Here is a 17,360-nt window from a genome sequence, read left to right on the forward strand (position 1 = left end):
CGGCCGGCGGCCTCGGTGCGACTGCTTAGGCGCGTGCCAGGATCATCCAGGTGCGATAGCGGCCGCCCGGTGCGATCGTCACGGCGTAGTCGGCAACGTCGCCGCGTTCGACGCAGAGGTAGCCGACGTGGTTGCCCTCGCCGAGATCGGCGATGTTCTTGTCGTTGGTCCAGGCGTTCCAGACAACGGCGCAGCGGGCGTCGGACTCGACGAGGATGTCGCCGGCGGCGGAGCGGACCGTCTGTTGTGCCGGCACGTCGAGGTAGATGCGGTCGGTGGTGCCGGTGATGACGACCTCGCCGTTTTGTTGCTTGCGCGCGAAGTTGTCCATCTTGTCGATGTAGGTCGTGCCTTCGAGGCCGCTGACGCGCGCGGCGGCGACGTTGGGGACGGCGAAATAGCTGTGGAAGGCGAAGGCCAGCGGGGCGTCGAGGGCGCCGGTATTGGTCGCCGTCAGGCCGAGCGTCAGTGTCTTGCCGACGCGGACATCGAGGCGGAAGACGAAAGCATGCGGCCAGAGCGCATTGGTCGTCGCATCGCCGGCGAGTTCCAGCGCGAGTTCGGTTTCGCCCGAGTCGAGCAGGCAGGCCTCGACGAGCGTCCATTCGGCGGTGCGCGCGAAGCCGTGCATGCTCTTGCCGTCGGGGCCGGGGCCGAACCAGGGCAGGCAGAGCGGGATGCCGGCGCGGATCGGCGTGGCCTCCTTGAGTGCGGTTTTCGGCGATGCCCAGAACATTTCAGCCTGGCCGGCCGGCACGAAAGACATCAGGTGGGCGCCTTGCAGCGCGATGACCGCGCGTCCGAGCGCGTTCTCGACGACCAGCATCGGCAGACCGGTGTCACCGGGCGCATGCTGGGCGGGATAGAGCGCGGTCGAGGAGACGAGGCTCAGTCCGGAGGTCTGGGAGATCTGCTTCAGGGTGGTTGGATTGGGCATGATGAGGGTCTCTTGGGGCGGGGAAAATGAGCAGCTCACGCGGCGGCTTTTTTGCGCGCCAGAAAGTTGCGGAAAAGAAAATCGTGGTTGGCGATGTGATCGACGAGCCAGCTGCGGACGAAGTGCATCGTATCGATTTCGAGGTGGTGGTCATGTTCCTCGAACGACTTCCTCAGCTTGAAGATGGTGTCGACCATGAGTTCGTGGATGAATTGATGGTCGGCGAGTTGCGGATAGCCGTGACGCTGCATGATCGCTTCCTCGTGCTGGAAATGATTCTGCGCATAGGTAATCAGCTGGTTGAGGACTTTCGCGATTTCCTGACGGTCGCGGTTTTCGAGCCAGTGGTCGTGAAACGTGTTGATGAGGCGGAACAGTTCCTGGTGTTCGGCGTCGATCGTGGTGTCGCCGATACCAAGTTGCGGCGACCATGACATCAGGGCCATCGGTGATTCTCCTGGGGTGGGCGCTCAGGATACCGTGTTGCGGCGCCAGAGCAAAGCGACGCAAAGCAGGCAGAGCATGACGATCGGCCCATTTCCGCCGCGGACGAAAGGCGTGGTGCCGATGTAGGCGCGGACTTCGCCGCGCAATGCCGCGCGGGTAAATGGCGGCAGCTTGGCGACGACGCGGCCGTCGGCGGCGATGATCGCCGTCATGCCGGTGTTGGTGGCGCGCAGCATCATGCGACCGGTCTCGAGCGCGCGCATGCGGGCGATCTGCAGGTGCTGTGCCGGTGCCAGCGAATCGCCGAACCAGGCGACGTTGGAGAGATTGATCAGGAGATCGGCGTCGGGCAGCGCGCGGATGATTTCCTCGCCGAAGGCGTCTTCGTAGCAGATATCGAGCGCGGCGTTCAGCGCGCCGATGCGGATGGGCGCTTGTCTGGCGGCGCCCGGCGTGAAGTCGGACATCGGAATCTGCGCGAGATCCATCAGCCAGCGGAAGCCGGGCGGGACGAATTCACCGAAGGGGACGAGATGCGATTTGTCATAGCGCTGTAGCCCGGCGGCGCCGACGGCGATGGCCGAGTTGGCATAGGCTTGGGCGTTTCCGGTAGCGACGCCGAGGATCAGTTCGCCGTTCTGGCGCAGTGCCAGGCCGCGCAGGGCGTCGATAAAGCCGGGCGGCAACTGGTCGTAAAGCGCGGGAATCGCGGTTTCCGGCAAGACGGTCAGCTGGGCGGGATTCTCTTCGGCCAGGCGGAAATAGGTGCGCAGCGACTCGTTGAACCACTCGGGCCGCCACTTGAGTTCCTGCGGGATGTTGCCCTGGATCAGCGTCACGCTGAGCGGCTCGCCGCGCGCTTCGGTCCAGCGGATTTCGCGCAGCAAGGCGCCGCTGGCGAGGACCAGGACGATGGCCAGCAGCGGCCCGCGCAGCGCAGCGGTCGTGCCGCGCGCGCGCCAGGTCGCGTATGCCAGAGCAAGGCTGGCGCCCAGCCAGGCGGCGGCCGCGGAGATGCCGAATACGCCGAGGATCGGGGCGAAACCGGCGAGCGGGCTCGGCGGCGTCTGCGTGTAGCCGACCGCGAGCCAGGGGAAACCGGTCAGCAGATAGCCGCGCAGCCACTCGCTGAGCGCCCAGAGTGCGGCGAAGAAGAGCGGGCGCCGCCAGCCGGGGGCGGGAGCGAAACGGGTGAAAACGGCGCCGGCGAGGGCCGGATAGAGCGCGAGAAAGAGGCAGAAAAGCAGCGTCGCCAGGCCGGCGACCGGCGCCGGCATGCCGCCGAAGGTGCTGAGGCTGACATAGATCCAGGAGACGCCGCCGAGGAACAGGCCGGTGCCGAAGGCGAATCCGATCTTCGCGCCGGGCATCGCCTGTGTCTCGCGCGCCGCATTGTCGAGCAGCCGGAACAGCCCGGCCAGCGTCGCGACGATGAGCGGAAAGGCGCCGACCGGGGCAAAAGCCGCCACGCTCAGCAGGCCGAGTGCGAAAGAGAGCAGCAACGGACGCCAGCGCAGCTCAGTCAGCCTTGGCATGGTCATCCGGCGGTAGCGGGCAGGCGATCGGGCTGGCGAAAAGCGTGTAGATGCGTCGGCTGTCGGCGCGCAGTACCTGAAAGAGGATGCCGTCGATCTCGATCAGTTCGTTGCGACGGGGCACGCGGCCAAGGTGGCTGAGGATCAAGCCGCCGACGGTTTCGTAATCGGCGCTGTCGAATTGCGTGCCGAGCGACGCGTTGAAGTCGCCGATCGGGGTGTGCGCCTTGATGCGGTGGCGGCCGGTGCGATCGATGCGAATGTTGTCCTCGGTGTCGTCGAAATCGTATTCATCCTCGATCTCGCCGACGATCTGCTCGAGCACGTCCTCGATCGTGATCAGACCGCTGACGCCGGCATATTCGTCGACGACGATGGCCATGTGGTTATGCGAGACACGAAACTCGCGCAGGAGCACATTGAGGCGCTTCGATTCGGGAATGAAGATCGCCGGGCGCAGCCAGTCGCGCAGGTGAAATGCGCTGCCGGCCTCGACGCGCAGCAGGTCCTTGGCGAGCAGGATGCCGATGATGTTGTCGCGGTCGCCGTCGATGACCGGGAAGCGCGAATGGGCGGTGCGGTTGATCTGCGCGACGATTTTGTCGAGCGGATCGTCGATGCTGATGACCTCCATGCGCGGGCGCGGCACCATGACGTCGCGGACGCTGACCTCGGAGGCCGCCAGCGCGCCTTCGGTGATCGACAGGGCATCGGCGTCGAGCAGTTTGCGCTCGTGCGCCGAGTGCAACAGCGCCATCAACTGCTCGCGGTCTTCCGGTTCGCGCAGCAGCAGCGACGACAGGCGTTCGAAGAAATTCGGCTTTTCCATCAGCGGCGTTTCCGGGCCGGCGACGAGGCGGCTTCTTCTGCGTAAGGGTCGCCAAAGCCGAGCGCCGCGAGGATGATGCGCTCCTTGTCTTCCATGATCTTGGCATCGGCGTCGCCGGTTTCGTGGTCGTAGCCTTGCAGATGCAGGACGCCATGCACGATCAGGTGAGCGCAGTGGGCTTCGGGCGTCTTGCCTTGCTCCTCGGCCTCACGCCAGATGACCGGGGCGCAGATGACGAGGTCGCCGCAGACGACGGGATCGTCGTCATACGGGAAGGACAGCACGTTGGTGGCGTAGTCCTTGTGGCGGAAGTCGCGGTTGAGCGAGCGGCATTCTTCCTCGTCGACGAAGCGGATCGTGATCTGGCCGCCGCGCGGCGCGTCGATGTCGAGCGCCTGGCGCACCCAGGCACGGATCGCCGGGCGCAAGGGAAGTTCGCCGCCGCAGGCGTACTGCACGCTCAGGTTAAGACGTTTGCTTGCCATGGTGCTTGCTCTCCTCGGCGGCGGTATGCGCTTCATAGGCCGACACGATACGGGCGACGAGCGGATGACGGACGACGTCGTCCTTCTGGAATTCAGTGAAGGCGATGCCGCGCACTTCGCGCAGGATCTGCCGGGCTTCGATCAGGCCGCTCTTCTGGCCGCGTTGCAGGTCGATCTGGGTGACGTCGCCGGTGACGACTGCCTTGGCGCCGATGCCGATGCGCGTGAGAAACATTTTCATCTGTTCCGGCGTCGTGTTCTGCGCTTCGTCGAGAATGATGAAGGCATGGTTGAGGGTGCGGCCGCGCATGTAGGCGAGCGGGGCGATTTCGATGGCGCCGCGCTCGAACAGCTTGCCGACCTTGTCGAAGCCCATCAGGTCGTAGAGCGCGTCATAGAGCGGGCGCAGGTAGGGATCGACTTTCTGGGTGAGGTCGCCGGGCAGGAAACCGAGTCGTTCGCCGGCTTCGACGGCAGGACGGGTGAGGACGATTCGTTGCACCAGTTCGCGCTCGAAGGCATCGACGGCCGAGGCGACGGCCAGGTAGGTCTTGCCGGTGCCGGCCGGGCCGGTGCCGAAGGTGATGTCGTGTTCCTGGATCTGCTTCAGGTAGTCGACCTGGCGCGGCGTGCGGCCGTGCAGGTCGGTCTTGCGTGTCATCAGCGTCGGTGCGGCGCCGGGCGAGGCGCTCGGCGTTGTGCTATTGCGGCGGGGCGGGCGGTTGATCAGCTCGATCAGGCCCAGCTGGATGTCATCGATCGAGATCGGGTCCTTGGCCTGCGCATAGAAAGTCTGCAGGGCTTCGGAGGCGCGGGCGGTGTGTGCCGGTTCGCCGCGCAGCGTGAAGCGCTCGCCGCGCCGGGCAATGGTGACATCGAGCGCCGTTTCGATCTGGCGCAGGTTCTCGTCGAGCGCGCCGCAGAGATTGGCGAGGTGCAGATTGTTGACGGGCGACAGCAGCAACTCGATGGCGCGCGGTTTGGCGGGGGCGCCCCCGTTTCTGGGACTCATTCCTGTGGCATTCCTTTCGGTCACGATTCGCGGGTGACCACCTCGCCGCGCAGCGAATGCGGCAGGGCGGCGGTGATGCGCACGTCGATGAAGCGGTGGAGCAGGCGGCGCGGGCCCTCGAAGTTGACGATGCGGTTGTTGTCGGTGCGTCCGGCGAGTTCGTTCTCGTCCTTTTTCGACAGGCTTTCGACGAGGACGCGCTGGATCGTGCCGACCATCGATTCGGACACCTCCTGGGCGAGCGCGTCGATGCGTTGCTGCAGGCGGTTCAGGCGTTCGAGATGACGTTCGCGCGGAGTGTCGTCGTGCATTTCGGCGGCCGGCGTGCCGGGGCGCGGGCTGAAGATGAACGAGAAGGAGGCATCGAAGCGGACGTCCTCGATCAGCTTCATGGTCTTCTCGAAATCCTCCTCCGTTTCACCCGGAAAACCGACGATGAAATCGGACGACAGCGAGATGTCGGGGCGCGCCGCGCGCAGCTTGCGCACGAGGCTCTTGTATTCGAGTGCGGTGTAGCCACGCTTCATCGCCGCCAGAATGCGGTCCGAACCGGACTGGACCGGCAGGTGCAGGTGCGAGACGAGCTTCGGCACACGGGCGTAGACGTCGATCAGCCGCTGCGATAGCTCGCAGGGGTGCGAGGTGGTGTAGCGGATACGCTCGATACCTGGTACTTCGGCGATGTATTCGATGAGCATGGCGAGGTCGGCGAGTTCGTCGCTGCCGGACATGGCGCCACGGTAGGCGTTAACGTTCTGCCCGAGCAGCGTCACTTCGCCGACGCCTTGCGCGGCAAGGCCGGCGACTTCGGTGAGGATGTCGTCGAAGGGGCGCGAGACCTCGTCGCCGCGGGTGTAGGGGACGATGCAGTACGTGCAGAACTTGCTGCAGCCTTCCATGATCGAGACGAAGGCGGCGGCGCCCTCGACCTTGGCCGGCGGCATGGCGTCGAATTTCTCGATTTCCGGGAAGGAGACGTCGACCTGGGCCTTGCCCTGGCGGCGTTTTTCGGCGATCAGTTGCGGCAGGCGGTGCAGCGTCTGCGGGCCGAAAACGACGTCGACATAGGGCGCGCGGCGGATGATCGCGTCGCCTTCCTGGCTGGCGACGCAGCCGCCGACGCCGATGATCAGGTCGGGTTTTTCCTGTTTCAGCAGGCGCACGCGGCCGAGGTCGTGGAAGACGCGTTCCTGTGCCTTCTCGCGCACCGAGCAGGTGTTGAACAGGATGATGTCTGCATCCTCGGGGCGGTCGGTCTTGATGATTTCTTCGGAAGCGCCGAGTACGTCGGCCATCTTGTCCGAGTCGTACTCGTTCATCTGGCACCCGAAAGTGCGGATGAACAATTTTTTTGCCATAAAAGGTTCAGTTCTGTTGAAGCGCCGATAGCTCGGCCTGGCTGACCATCCAGACGCGGAAGACCGCGCCGAAGGGATCGTTGATGTAAACGACGGTTTGGTTTTCCTGCAGTGTCATGGGCTGGACGATCAGATTCTGCGAATTCCGGAATTGTGCCACTGGCGAAAGCGCGAGGTCTGTTCCATTGATGACGATCCGGCCGTTTCCGGCCGGCGGTGCCATGACGCCGAGCTTTGCTTCGGGAGGAAGCTTGCGCTTCATCACATAGCTTTCGTACTGCTGCGGACTCCGGGTTGGCGTAGTCGCGCTGAGCGACGCCGCTTCGAGGACGGCGCTGACGATCGAAGCAATGAGCGTGGCGGACAATGGCATCGCCGTATTATAGTCAAGCCACCTGTTTTTGTGGGCTTGACCGAACCCGGTTGCTGCTCGTATAATTCGCGCCCTTCGTGGTGATGTAGCTCAGTCGGTTAGAGCGATGGATTCATAACCCATAGGTCGGCAGTTCAATTCTGCCCATCACCACCAGTATATTCAAGCACTTAGGCCGACCCGTTGGGTTGGCCTTTTTGCTTTCTTGCGTTCGTGTAGGCAAGGTGTAGGTTTTGCGAACCAACGCGAAGTGACGCGAGGCAGACAAAATTGGCGATACCCGCCGGTCTTGCGGATCGAGGGCAGGACTTTGGTATTTGAATGGTTCGGGGCGCTCTCTTATTCCCCCTCTGTTCGATGCTTTGAATGTTTTTCTGACATCGTGAACATACCGATGGTATCGACGATGTCATGACAAGGCGCTAGTATTTGTCCTTTTTCTCCCAGAGACAGTAAGCCGTTGTCGGAAAGCTAAAACTTAATGCATCAACGTCCTTCCGTTATTCCATTCTTGAGTGACTTCTATATGTTCTTGCGATTCTCTTGTGTAGCGCTTGTTTTAGTGGGGCTTTCTACTTTGCCTGGTGTATCGGTGGCGGACGGAGGGTTAAAGACTGCTGGAAGTGTTCTCTCAGTGGGACTGCCTGTGGTTGCCGCTGGCATATCTGTTGCGCAAGATGACGCTTCTGGTTTCTTCCAGTTAATGAAATCTGAGGCGGCAACGATCCTCGCTTCCCAAGCCCTCAAGCATACGGTTCACGAGACGCGGCCAAATGGCAGCGACAACAAGAGTTTTCCGTCCGAACATGCAGCAGTTGCATTCTCCGCTGCGCAATTTATGCAAATGAAAGGCGGGTGGGAGTTTGGTGTTCCGGCTTATATCGCTGCGACAGCGGTTGGATACAGTCGCGTCCACTCAAATGAGCATCGTTGGAAGGATGTAGTAGCCGGCGCGGCACTCGGGATTGGTACAAGCTATTACTTTACCGATACCAACGAAAAAACAAAATTTAGTGTTCTATTCGGTCAGAAATCTGCATACGCGCAAGTCAGTTCAACGTGGTGATCATTGAGTGAAATCCGCCCGCGTCCAACAAAAAGTACTTGGCCGGATTTCGTTAGAAAAGAGCAGGTCAGGCGCTTGCCGCTCGCAACATTGCGTCCGTCGGCTAATTGCCAGCGAGGACTTTCTCTCAAACGCTGGGTGTTTTTGTAAGCTTCCCCGTCAGCAGCTATAGGTTCCCTGCATGAACATGATTTTCTGATCCAGTTCCTGTTCGCGGAAAATGCTTTCGTAATGCCGGAGCAGCGCGGCTTGCAGCTCCTCGACCGAAAGCAAGCCCACCCAACGGCCCACATCAATTACGGCGAGATATTGGCACCCCTGTGTTTGCATCAGCGACAGGCAGGTACTGACCGCCTCTCCGGGCGCAACGGAAAGCGGGCGCGCCAACATGGCGGCGGACACTGAGTCGCCTGGGCTTACACCGGTCACACATCCCTGCACCCATGTTTGACCCGAAAACACGCCCCGCACCGCCGTACCGTCCCACACCGCCAATGCGTCGATGCGGTGTTGCGCCATCCGGGCCAGAACGTCCGCGATCCGCATCTCCGGCGCGACAAACGCTTCAGGCCGGACTTCTTCCGCCAGCAGATTGCCGACCGTCAATGATTCAATGCGCGGATGCCGGGGATGTCCCATGATCGTCTCCTGCCGTATGCGCATCAGACAGCACTCGTGCCGGGATTGTTCTGCTCGATTTGCCTATCCCTCGGTGATCTGGCTCGATGGCTTCGGTCACGCCAAGCTGCTGCGCGTTTGATCGCGCGTTGTTTTTATGCTTTTGGTCTTAAGCGGAAATTGTTCTCGGCACGGATTGAACACCGTTAGGCCACACGAAACGCGGACGAAAGCAACGGAATGCGCTACTCTTTTTCGCTTGAACGAATAGAAAGGAGAGGGGATGTCTCTGCCGTTTCGCGCGATTGCCGTTTTCCATGCCGTTGCCCGCAACGGGAGTCTGACGAAGGCGGCAGATGAGTTGTTCGTGACAACGTCGGCGGTCAGCCAGCAAATCCAGAACCTCGAGGCGCATCTGGGAACGACCTTGCTGACCAAGGCGGGGCGAGGCATTGTCCTGACGGAGGCCGGCGAACGCTATTTTGAGATGATCGCCGACGAAGTAGAGCGCATTTCAGAAGCGACGCAACGCATCCGAGGCTTTCGCTCCCGCTCTGTACTGGTCGTTCGCTCCACCCCGTCGCTGGCGACGAAGTGGCTGCGCCCGCGCCTGGGCCGCTTTCTTGACGCCAATCCCGATGTCGAACTGCGTCTGAATGGCACCAATGAACCCACCGATTTTTCGCGTGAGGCCGTCGATATCGAGATCCGTCACGGCGAGGGCCGCTGGCCGGGGCTCTTCGTCGAGGGACTCGCCGAAGAATCCTTTCTGCCGGTCTGCTCGCCCTCGCTGGCGGCCTCCGGCAGCATGACGGCCGCCGACGTCAGCCGTCATCGCCTGATCTATTCCTTCAAGTCGCAAGTTCAATGGCCGCAGTGGTTTTCGCTTGCCGGCGTCCCTCCGGCGGAGGAGTCGCGCCGCGTCCTTTTCGATCGCAGTCACATGTCAGTCGATGCCGCGGCCGAAGGGATGGGAATTGCGCTCGAAAGCACGCTCATGATGTGGCGGGAACTGTGTGCCGGTACCCTGATTTGTCCGGTCGAGGCACCGCCACCGATAAAACTCACGACGCAGTGGATCGTTTGCCCGCTGGAGCACTTGAACAAACGCAAGGTCAAAACCTTTATCGATTGGCTCCGCGTCGAAAAGCAGGACTGGCAGGACCAGATCGGCGCCCTCGGACTCCCGACGACAGTTTAGTAGAGCTAAACAATCTTCCCAGAAAACTCCTTTGTGCCAAAAACAGGCGATTCATAGAATCGTTTCCCAGAAGTCGCTCCGCTTGCGGTTTCTTCGAGAACGTTGTCCGGGCTGTCAGGCGGAAACGCACACGGACAACGGCCTAATGAACGCACATTTGGGAAGGAAGGCTAATGAATCTCTACACCATGCTGGCAGCACGTGCTGCCGCAGGGCGTCCCGTCCGGGTTGGGCTGATCGGCGCAGGCAAGTTCGGATCGATGATCCTGAGCCAAGCCCAACACATTCAAGGCATGCACATCGTCGGGGTCGCCGATCTCGATACCGCCAAGGCACGGGCGTCCCTGGCGCGCGTAGGCTGGCCGGCAGATCGCTATAGTGCGCCGACGCTCGGCGAGGCGCTGAAGACCGGAAAAACCTGCGTTCTCGACAGCGCCGCTGCGCTGGCCGAATGTGAAGAGATTGAATGTATCGTCGAAGCGACCGGGCATCCGATCGCCGGCGTGCGCCACGCGCTGGCTGCGATCGACGGCGACAAGCACGTCATCATGGTCAACGTTGAAGCCGACTGCATGTGCGGTCCCTTGCTTGCCGCCAAAGCCAAGGCAAAGAACCTCGTGTACAGCATGGCTTACGGCGATCAACCGGCGATTATCTGCGAACTGGTGGACTGGGCCCGCGCCTGCGGGTTCGAACTCACTTCGGCCGGCAAGGGGATGAACTTCGAACCGCGTTACCGCTATTCGACGCCGGATACGGTATGGGGGTTCTTTGGCTGGACCGAAGAAGAAGTCGCCAAGGGCGATTTCAATCCGAAGATGTACAACTCCTTCACCGACGGCACCAAGGCGGCAATCGAGATGGTGGCTGTTGCCAATGGCACTGGACTCGACTGCCCGGATGACGGTCTGGCATTCCCGCCCGCCGGTCTGCACGACCTCGCCAAGGTCTTCCGCCCCGTCAGCGACGGCGGGCGTTTGCCCCGCGCCGGCCTGGTCGATATCGCCGCCAGTCAGGAACCGGATGGGCGTGAAGTCCTGAACAACATCCGCTACGGCGTATTCGTCACGTTCAAGGCGCCGAACGAATACACCAAGGCATGCTTCAAGCAATACGGATTGCTGATCGATCCGTCCGGAAACTATGGGTCAATGTGGCGCCCGTTCCATATGATTGGCCTCGAAACGGCCATCAGCATCCTGTCGGCGGTGTTGCGCAACGAGCCGACCGGATGCTCGAAGGAATTCCGCGGCGACGCGGTGGCCACCGCGAAGCGTGACCTGAAGCCCGGCGAGATCCTCGACGGCGAAGGCGGCTACGCCGTCTGGGCGAACGCCATTCCGGCGCGCAAGAGTCTTGCCGTCGGCGGGCTGCCGATCGGCCTCGCGCAGAACGTCAAGCTCATCCGGCCTGTCGCTCGCGATGCGATCGTCACGTTTGACGACGTCATCATCGAGCGCGACCTCGATGTGCTGGCCCTGCGCAAGGAAATGGAAGCTTCGGCCTGCGCGCAGATGTCCGGAAAATGAATGCCGATGCCCTGGAATGCCGGCCCCTCGGGGCCGGCTATGTGGTGATCGCCGAGTTCGAAGTGATTCCGGACCGGTTATGCGATTTCATTGCCCTGGCGCAAGGCTTTGCCGACGAATGCATCGAAAGCGAATCCGGTTGCTGGCAGTTCGATGTCGTCCGCATCGAATCCTCGCCTTCGGCCATTTTGTTCTACGAGGTTTATGACGGCATCGGCGCTTTCGACGAGCATCGGCAGACCAGCCATCTTGCCCGCTTCAAGAAAGCATTCAAAAAAATGATCGTGGCAGAAAGACCGCTTCGCCTGGGTTCGCGCGGTCATTCCGCCACCTAGCCAAGCGCCCTGGAGGAAAGATGGCAAAAGCAATGATCGGCTTTGTCGGCATCGGCATCATGGGGTATCACATGGCACGCCGTCTCGCCGAAAACGGCTACCCGATACGCGTCTGGAACCGTACTCCGGACAAAGCCGGGCGGCTCGCCGCTTTCGGTGCAGGCGTCGAGCGCGTGGCTGTCGATGTTGCCGATGCTGCCGACTTTGTCATTTGCATGCTCAGCTCCGGCCCGGTCTGCGATGACATCCTGCTCGGTCCCAATGGCGTCATGGCGGCCATGAGGCCGGGCGCGACGCTGATCGTCATGAGTTCGATTCCTGTCGATACGGCCACGCGCCATGCCCGTGAAGCCGATGCGCGCGGCATCCGCTACATCGATGCGCCGGTTTCCGGCGGGGAGAAGGGCGCCGAGGCCGGTACCTTGGCGATCATGGCCGGAGGCGATCCGGACGTCGTCGAGCGTGCCCGTCCGGTGCTGGAAATCATGGGGCGCCCGGTGCGGATCGGTCCGAACGGTACCGGCCAATTGTCGAAGCTCGTCAATCAGATGATGGTTGCCAGCACCATCGCTGCTGTCGCCGAAGCACTGTTGCTCGCCGAGCGCGGCGGCGCCGACCCGGCCAAAGTGCGCGAAGCCTTGCTCGGCGGTTTTGCCGACTCGACGATACTTCGCCAGCATGGGTTGCGCATGATCGAGGGAAATTTCGTGCCCGGCGGCCCGGCCAAATACCAGATCAAGGATACCGCCACGGCCATCGATCTTGCCAAAGGCATGAACCTCGATCTGCCGATCCTGAATCTGGTCGATCGACTGTTTGCCGACATGGTCGCGCATGGCGATGGAGACCTCGACCATAGCGCCATATTGCTGGAACTCAGACGTCGGCAACCGGTATCGGCTGCGCCGGCGATGTCGAAAGAATAAAACAAGAGCAAATGCAGTTACTGCAGTTTTTTTCACGAGCAGTCAGGCAGGGGCAGCAGCCCGCTTGCCAATCAGGAAGGCTTAATCATTCATTAGGAGATGAAGCATGAAGACCCCGTTCAAATGGCTCGCCGTAACCGTTGCCGCAGGCGTGTTTGCTGTGACTTCCCCGGCGATTGCCCAGACGCCGATGAAGCTGGTACTGGCCCACGCGGTTGCCCCGGAAAATCCACGGGCGATCGCCGCTTTGAAATTCGCCGATCTCGTCAAGGAAAAAAGTGGCGGCAAGATGACCATCCAGGTGGCGGGTGCATCTCAATTGGGTGACGACCTAACGATGCTCTCAGCATTGAGAACCGGTACCCTGGATATGAGCATCAATTCGCAAGGTCCGATTTCGTCTGTTCTTCCGGAACTCTCGGCACTCGGTCTCCCGTATCTGTTCTCGACGCAGGCGAAGGCCTGGGAGATTCTCGATGGTCCGATCGGGCAGGAGCTCGGGAAAAAACTCGAACCCAAGGGGTTGATTCTTTTGGCATGGATGGACAATGGCATCCGGCAGATCACCAACAACAAACGCCCTGTCACCAAGCCGGAAGATCTCAAGGGCATCAAATTGCGTACGCCGCCGGATCCATCCACGGTGGATATGTTCCAGGCCATGGGCGCCAGCACGCAACAGATCAATTTCAGCGAACTCTATATCGCGCTGCAGCAGGGCGTCGTCGACGGGCAGGAAAATCCGTTGGCGAATATTCATGCCGGCAAGTTGCATGAGGTCCAGAAATACATCTCCATCACCAACCACAAGTACGAGTCCACGCCGTTCGTCATGAGCGCAATCACCTGGAATCGTCTTTCGGCCGAGGAACGGAAGATCGTCAAGGATGCTGCCCAGGAATCGGCAGTCTTCCAACGCGGCCTGATGGTTGCCGCCGACGAGAAGCTGCTGGCGGAGTACAAGAAGATGCCGTCGCTTCAGATCAGTGTTGCCGATCAGTCGCTTTTCAAAGCGGCGACGCAATCCGTGTGGGATAACTGGGAGAAAAAGCCGTTTGGCGCTTTCGTGAAGACTTTGCGGGCCGCCTCGAAGTGACGTACGGCATCGGCGCCGTGACACGGCGCCGATGCTTCTGCATATGACAACAAAACCCACTCCAACACGTTGATGAGGTTCGAGTCCAATGTCAAACGCATCCCAAGAGTGTTCCCGCGATCTTCCCCCGGTCGCACTGTCTTCACCGCCAAAAGACCTGCCTGCCATCGTCCTGCTCGCGCACCGACTCGAGAAGGTCATCGGGCAATTCTGTCAATTCGTCCTGTTGGCGACCGGACTTGCGCTGCTCGTGATTCTGATGGCCGTGGTGGTCCTGCGCTATTCAGAGCTGGGCAGCATCGATTCCGGTGCGGAGTTGTCCGCGCTGATATTCCCGGTCTTCGTCACGGCGGGGATCGTCGAGGCGGCGCGCACCGGCGCCCACGTTGCTACCCAGATTCTTCTCAACGCACTCAATGGCGCCTGGAAGCTGCGACTGATCGTACTGATCCACACTGTTACCGCCTCGGCCTATCTGTATCTTTCGACCTTCGCCTTCCGCAACGCCATCATCGCCCATGACGAGCTCAGCACGATTCTGGAAGTCCCCGGCAGCTTCGGCTATGGCTGCCTTACCGTCGGACTGGCGTTCGTCGGTATCTGCAGCCTGACGGCGATCGTCCGTCATACGTTTGGAAATGAGCCCGTCGTTGTCAACTTCGCCGACGCAGGTCCGGGGGTCGTATGAGTCTAGTCATCGTCATAGTCTTCGGACTTCTTCTCTTTCTTTCCTTCCCGGTCGCGCACGGGTTGGTGATCGGATCAACCGCCGGTATTCTCTGGGGCGGGAAACTCCCGCTCTTCGCAGTCATCCAGCAGTTGTTTTCACCGACCCAGAGCTTTCCGCTGATTGCCATCCCGTTCTTCGTCATGGCGGGCGAACTGATGATGACCGGCAAACTGGGTACCTACCTGATCGATTTTGCCACTGACCTGGTCGGGCGCTTCCGTGGCGGTCATGCCCAGGTCAGCGTGCTCGGCACGACCTTGTTTGGCGGCGTCTCCGGATCGGCGGTCGCGGATGCGACGGCGCTGGGCTCGGTGTTGATTCCATGGCAGAAGAAAATGGGGTATCCCGCGGCCTTTTGCGGCGCCACCATGGCGGCAGCCTCGACCATCGATATCTTGATCCCGCCGTCGATTCCCATGATCTTGTACTCGCTGGTCTCGAACGCCTCCATCGGCGCGCTGTTTGTCGCGGGCATTTTGCCGGGACTGCTTCTGGCCGGCGGCTTCCTTGCGGTGTGCAACATCAGTGCCCGCATGCGCGGCTTTCCGTACGAGAAGAATCCGATCGAATGGCGAGTCATGGCGAGTCGAGGGCTTTATGCCATGCCGGCTCTGTTGCTTCCCGTATTCATTCTTGTCGCATTGCGTTTCGGAGTTGCCACGCCGACCGAGATCAGCACAATCGCGGTGTCCTATTCCCTTCTGGTATCCGCGTTTCTCTATCGTGACCTGACCTGGGAAAGAGTCAGAAGGTCCATCGTCTTCGGCGGCGTCGCCACCGGCGTCGTACTCCTGCTGATCATGGGGTCCATGGCCGCCGGCTGGGTGCTCACGCTCGAACAGGTGCCGGAACGGTTTATCGAATGGGCAAAAGGCAGCTTTGACACCCAGGCTTCCGTCATCATGATGATGAACCTGATGATGCTTGCGGCCGGAATGTTCGTCGATCTGCCGGCAGCGATCCTGCTGCTCGGCCCGCTGTTCGTTCCGCTCGCGCAGACCTTCCAGATCGACTTGATCCAGCTTGGCATCATCATGGTCGTCAATCTGGCCATCGGCCTCTACACGCCGCCCGTAGGGACTACCTTGTTTATCGGCAGCATGCTGGCGAAGTCAAGCATCGGCCAAACAGTGAAGGAACTGCTTCCGTTCTACGCTGTTGGACTGCTTGTGCTTGGCATGATGAGCTATGTTCCGGCACTGACGATCTATTACAAATAGCTTTCCCCACAACTCACCGCCAGATACAGGCCGTAATACGTGACCGATGTCTGGCGGTGAGCTCTTTTTTCAAAGTTGAAGCGGGAAAGGCAACGGGCCGGATGGGATGGTAATGCGTGATGGATATTCAGTCTGTCGGCCATTGCTGCCGGTGGTGACCTGAGGGGGCCAAAGTTCTAATGAACGCTGCCGGGTTGGTGGCGGACCTGTTGATGTCACCGTGCTGGGAGGTTTGCAGGTCGACCAGGAAGGCAATCTGGCCAACTGGATGGTGCCTGGCAAGAGGGTTCCCGGCATGGGCGGTGCGATGGATCTGGTGACCGGCGCCAGGCACGTCATCGTCGCCATGGAACACGCGACGAAGGACGGCGGGGCCAGGATCCTGAAACGCTGTGATTTGCCGCTGACGGCGGCGAGGAAAGTCAGTGCGATCGCCACCGAACTCGCGTTCTTCCGCTTTATCGACGGCAAGCTCGTCCTGGTCGAAGTCGCTCCAGGCGTCCGCCTCGATGAAATCCGTGCCAGGACTGAGGCCGAATTCATCGTCAGCCCGCAGTGTCAGGAAATGAAAGTGCCGGGCCGGGTGCTTTGAATCTCCTGGGGAACTCGCGGGAGATCTTTGAAATTGCTGGCAGATAAAGCGCGACGGCGGGCTTGCTGCGATCGCACTCGATCCCTTGCACAAGAAGCTCCGGCGTAATCGGGCGATGCGCCGGTTTCTTACATGAACTGGAGGCAGTAGATGACGAACGACATGCTCAGCCCACTGAGCAAGGTCGAATAGAAGACGATCTTGGCGGCGTAATCGGGTTCGTTGTTGAACTCGCGCGCCAGGATTGCCGTGTTGATGGCCGAGGGCGTCGACACCCCGATGATCAATGCCTGCGCCAGCTCTCCCTTGATTCCGAGCAACAAGGTCAGCAGGAATCCAAGAATCGGGGAGACCACGAGGCGTATGAAACACGGCAATAGAACATCGTTGATCTTATAGGAACACTTGATGTCCGCCAGTTGTACTCCAAGCGTAATGAGTGCCAGCGCGATAAATCCGTCAGCAAGGTATTTCAAGGGAACGAGCACGGGTTCCGGGATTGAAATGCCGAAATAGTTGATCGGAATAATCAGCAACAGCACGTAAAAAGAGGGCATGGTAAAAACATGCCGAAGTGCCTTCCTGTAACTCGAGTTTGCCGAACTGGCCTGAAGCACGCCGACCGTGTTGCCGGTCGTGTTTTGCAGCATCATGATGAAAACCTGAACCGAGGCGGCGATCGGGCTTGACTTGAAAATCAGATCGGCAAGGGGGAGGCCATAGTTTCCGCTGTTGAAAAACGTGAGCGCGTTGCTGAATGCCTTGCGCTTGCTACGCGAGTAACCCAGCATCCTGGCGGAGATTTCGCCGATGATGAACATCAGTATCTGAATGACGGTTACGAACAGAATGATCGTGGCAAAGAAATGCAAATCGACTTTCGCCGAATACATTTTAATGAACATGACGGCGGGAACCAGAACATAAACTGTCATGCGGGCAAATGTTCTTGCGTCCATCTTCATCGCTTTCTGGGCGACAAATCCGATCCCGATCAGAACAAAGAGGGGGACCATTATTTTCAGGAAGATGAAACTGAGTACAACAAGCATGAAAATTCCTTTGGTTCTA

The 17,360-nt window shown here is 60.5% G+C and carries 18 protein-coding genes, 1 tRNA gene and 1 pseudogene; 10 read left to right on the plus strand and 10 right to left on the minus strand.

The window, feature by feature from the left end; genetic code table 11:
• Positions 1-25 precede the first annotated feature (25 nt).
• Genes BLR25_RS17025 through BLR25_RS17060 form a run of 8 tightly spaced genes read right to left on the minus strand, consistent with a single transcriptional unit; the run spans position 26 to position 6,970 of the window.
• Entirely contained in the window at positions 26-937 is a 912-nt protein-coding gene (locus BLR25_RS17025; RefSeq protein WP_091939302.1) for a D-hexose-6-phosphate mutarotase, read from the minus strand.
• A 35-nt stretch (positions 938-972) separates the two neighbouring features.
• A complete protein-coding gene (locus BLR25_RS17030; protein WP_091939304.1) occupies positions 973-1,383 on the minus strand; it encodes a bacteriohemerythrin in 411 nt (136 codons plus the stop codon).
• Positions 1,384-1,407: 24 nt separating this feature from the next.
• Positions 1,408-2,919: an apolipoprotein N-acyltransferase gene (gene lnt / locus BLR25_RS17035; RefSeq protein WP_091939382.1), complete on the minus strand. Its 1,512-nt coding sequence runs from the start codon at positions 2,917-2,919 to the stop codon at positions 1,408-1,410.
• Positions 2,903-3,748 (minus strand): CorC family transporter, encoded by an 846-nt coding sequence (locus BLR25_RS17040; protein ID WP_091939306.1) that lies wholly within the window; start codon positions 3,746-3,748, stop codon positions 2,903-2,905. Before BLR25_RS17040 ends, lnt begins: the two co-directional genes overlap by 17 nt.
• Complete coding sequence (gene ybeY / locus BLR25_RS17045; protein ID WP_091939308.1) at positions 3,748-4,233, minus strand: rRNA maturation RNase YbeY; 486 nt, start codon at positions 4,231-4,233, stop codon at positions 3,748-3,750. The genes BLR25_RS17040 and ybeY overlap by 1 nt, the downstream gene beginning before the upstream one ends.
• Positions 4,214-5,245 (minus strand): PhoH family protein, encoded by a 1,032-nt coding sequence (locus tag BLR25_RS17050; RefSeq protein ID WP_091939310.1) that lies wholly within the window; start codon positions 5,243-5,245, stop codon positions 4,214-4,216. The genes ybeY and BLR25_RS17050 overlap by 20 nt, the downstream gene beginning before the upstream one ends.
• Before the next feature lie 20 nt (positions 5,246-5,265).
• Positions 5,266-6,603, minus strand: a complete 1,338-nt coding sequence (gene miaB / locus BLR25_RS17055; protein ID WP_091939311.1) for a tRNA (N6-isopentenyl adenosine(37)-C2)-methylthiotransferase MiaB — start codon at positions 6,601-6,603, stop codon at positions 5,266-5,268.
• A 7-nt stretch (positions 6,604-6,610) separates the two neighbouring features.
• Positions 6,611-6,970, minus strand: a complete 360-nt coding sequence (locus BLR25_RS17060; RefSeq protein WP_143009902.1) for a hypothetical protein — start codon at positions 6,968-6,970, stop codon at positions 6,611-6,613.
• An 85-nt stretch (positions 6,971-7,055) separates the two neighbouring features.
• On the opposite strand from BLR25_RS17060, the gene BLR25_RS17065 reads away from it, so the two are divergent.
• Positions 7,056-7,132: transfer RNA gene (locus BLR25_RS17065), tRNA-Met, on the plus strand.
• Positions 7,133-7,457: 325 nt separating this feature from the next.
• Positions 7,458-8,042: a phosphatase PAP2 family protein gene (locus BLR25_RS17070; RefSeq protein ID WP_091939315.1), complete on the plus strand. Its 585-nt coding sequence runs from the start codon at positions 7,458-7,460 to the stop codon at positions 8,040-8,042.
• Positions 8,043-8,201: 159 nt separating this feature from the next.
• On the opposite strand, the gene BLR25_RS17075 is transcribed toward BLR25_RS17070, so the two are convergent.
• A complete protein-coding gene (locus BLR25_RS17075) occupies positions 8,202-8,681 on the minus strand; it encodes a CBS domain-containing protein (RefSeq protein WP_143009903.1) in 480 nt (159 codons plus the stop codon).
• Positions 8,682-8,943: 262 nt separating this feature from the next.
• Between BLR25_RS17075 and BLR25_RS17080 the strand changes: the two genes are divergently transcribed.
• The 8 genes and pseudogenes from BLR25_RS17080 to BLR25_RS17115 form a co-directional block, all read left to right on the plus strand.
• Positions 8,944-9,861: a LysR substrate-binding domain-containing protein gene (locus BLR25_RS17080; RefSeq protein WP_091939320.1), complete on the plus strand. Its 918-nt coding sequence runs from the start codon at positions 8,944-8,946 to the stop codon at positions 9,859-9,861.
• Positions 9,862-10,034: 173 nt separating this feature from the next.
• On the plus strand, positions 10,035-11,390 hold the full coding sequence (locus tag BLR25_RS17085) for an NAD(P)H-dependent oxidoreductase (protein WP_091939322.1): 1,356 nt from the start codon (positions 10,035-10,037) through the stop codon (positions 11,388-11,390).
• Positions 11,387-11,725 (plus strand): putative quinol monooxygenase, encoded by a 339-nt coding sequence (locus BLR25_RS17090; protein WP_091939324.1) that lies wholly within the window; start codon positions 11,387-11,389, stop codon positions 11,723-11,725. The genes BLR25_RS17085 and BLR25_RS17090 overlap by 4 nt, the downstream gene beginning before the upstream one ends.
• On the plus strand, positions 11,659-12,651 hold the full coding sequence (locus tag BLR25_RS17095; RefSeq protein ID WP_342718659.1) for an NAD(P)-dependent oxidoreductase: 993 nt from the start codon (positions 11,659-11,661) through the stop codon (positions 12,649-12,651). The genes BLR25_RS17090 and BLR25_RS17095 overlap by 67 nt, the downstream gene beginning before the upstream one ends.
• A gap of 106 nt (positions 12,652-12,757) precedes the next feature.
• Positions 12,758-13,747, plus strand: coding sequence for a TRAP transporter substrate-binding protein (locus BLR25_RS17100; RefSeq protein WP_091939328.1), 990 nt, complete (start codon positions 12,758-12,760; stop codon positions 13,745-13,747).
• An 88-nt stretch (positions 13,748-13,835) separates the two neighbouring features.
• Entirely contained in the window at positions 13,836-14,435 is a 600-nt protein-coding gene (locus tag BLR25_RS17105) for a TRAP transporter small permease (RefSeq protein ID WP_091939331.1), read from the plus strand.
• Positions 14,432-15,697, plus strand: coding sequence for a TRAP transporter large permease (locus tag BLR25_RS17110; RefSeq protein WP_091939333.1), 1,266 nt, complete (start codon positions 14,432-14,434; stop codon positions 15,695-15,697). Before BLR25_RS17105 ends, BLR25_RS17110 begins: the two co-directional genes overlap by 4 nt.
• Before the next feature lie 211 nt (positions 15,698-15,908).
• Positions 15,909-16,289: pseudogene (locus tag BLR25_RS17115) on the plus strand (CoA-transferase); the annotation flags it as partial.
• Between the two features lie 128 nt (positions 16,290-16,417).
• Here BLR25_RS17115 and BLR25_RS17120 read toward each other — a convergent pair.
• Positions 16,418-17,341: an AEC family transporter gene (locus BLR25_RS17120; protein ID WP_091939337.1), complete on the minus strand. Its 924-nt coding sequence runs from the start codon at positions 17,339-17,341 to the stop codon at positions 16,418-16,420.
• Positions 17,342-17,360 lie beyond the last annotated feature (19 nt).

Origin of the sequence: Propionivibrio dicarboxylicus, from assembly GCF_900099695.1 — a bacterium.
Classification (GTDB): domain Bacteria; phylum Pseudomonadota; class Gammaproteobacteria; order Burkholderiales; family Rhodocyclaceae; genus Propionivibrio; species Propionivibrio dicarboxylicus.

Bases quoted from the DNA above. Each gene is read 5' to 3' on its own strand.
- BLR25_RS17025 (WP_091939302.1), bottom strand. From the start codon at position 937: ATGCCCAATCCAACCACCCTGAAGCAGATCTCCCAGACCTCCGGACTG.
- BLR25_RS17030 (WP_091939304.1), bottom strand. From the start codon at position 1,383: ATGGCCCTGATGTCATGGTCGCCGCAACTTGGTATCGGCGACACCACG.
- lnt (WP_091939382.1), bottom strand. From the start codon at position 2,919: ATGCCAAGGCTGACTGAGCTGCGCTGGCGTCCGTTGCTGCTCTCTTTC.
- BLR25_RS17040 (WP_091939306.1), bottom strand. From the start codon at position 3,748: ATGGAAAAGCCGAATTTCTTCGAACGCCTGTCGTCGCTGCTGCTGCGC.
- ybeY (WP_091939308.1), bottom strand. From the start codon at position 4,233: ATGGCAAGCAAACGTCTTAACCTGAGCGTGCAGTACGCCTGCGGCGGC.
- BLR25_RS17050 (WP_091939310.1), bottom strand. From the start codon at position 5,245: ATGAGTCCCAGAAACGGGGGCGCCCCCGCCAAACCGCGCGCCATCGAG.
- miaB (WP_091939311.1), bottom strand. From the start codon at position 6,603: ATGGCAAAAAAATTGTTCATCCGCACTTTCGGGTGCCAGATGAACGAG.
- BLR25_RS17070 (WP_091939315.1), top strand. From the start codon at position 7,458: ATGCATCAACGTCCTTCCGTTATTCCATTCTTGAGTGACTTCTATATG.
- BLR25_RS17075 (WP_143009903.1), bottom strand. From the start codon at position 8,681: ATGGGACATCCCCGGCATCCGCGCATTGAATCATTGACGGTCGGCAAT.
- BLR25_RS17080 (WP_091939320.1), top strand. From the start codon at position 8,944: ATGTCTCTGCCGTTTCGCGCGATTGCCGTTTTCCATGCCGTTGCCCGC.
- BLR25_RS17085 (WP_091939322.1), top strand. From the start codon at position 10,035: ATGAATCTCTACACCATGCTGGCAGCACGTGCTGCCGCAGGGCGTCCC.
- BLR25_RS17090 (WP_091939324.1), top strand. From the start codon at position 11,387: ATGAATGCCGATGCCCTGGAATGCCGGCCCCTCGGGGCCGGCTATGTG.
- BLR25_RS17100 (WP_091939328.1), top strand. From the start codon at position 12,758: ATGAAGACCCCGTTCAAATGGCTCGCCGTAACCGTTGCCGCAGGCGTG.
- BLR25_RS17105 (WP_091939331.1), top strand. From the start codon at position 13,836: ATGTCAAACGCATCCCAAGAGTGTTCCCGCGATCTTCCCCCGGTCGCA.
- BLR25_RS17110 (WP_091939333.1), top strand. From the start codon at position 14,432: ATGAGTCTAGTCATCGTCATAGTCTTCGGACTTCTTCTCTTTCTTTCC.
- BLR25_RS17120 (WP_091939337.1), bottom strand. From the start codon at position 17,341: ATGCTTGTTGTACTCAGTTTCATCTTCCTGAAAATAATGGTCCCCCTC.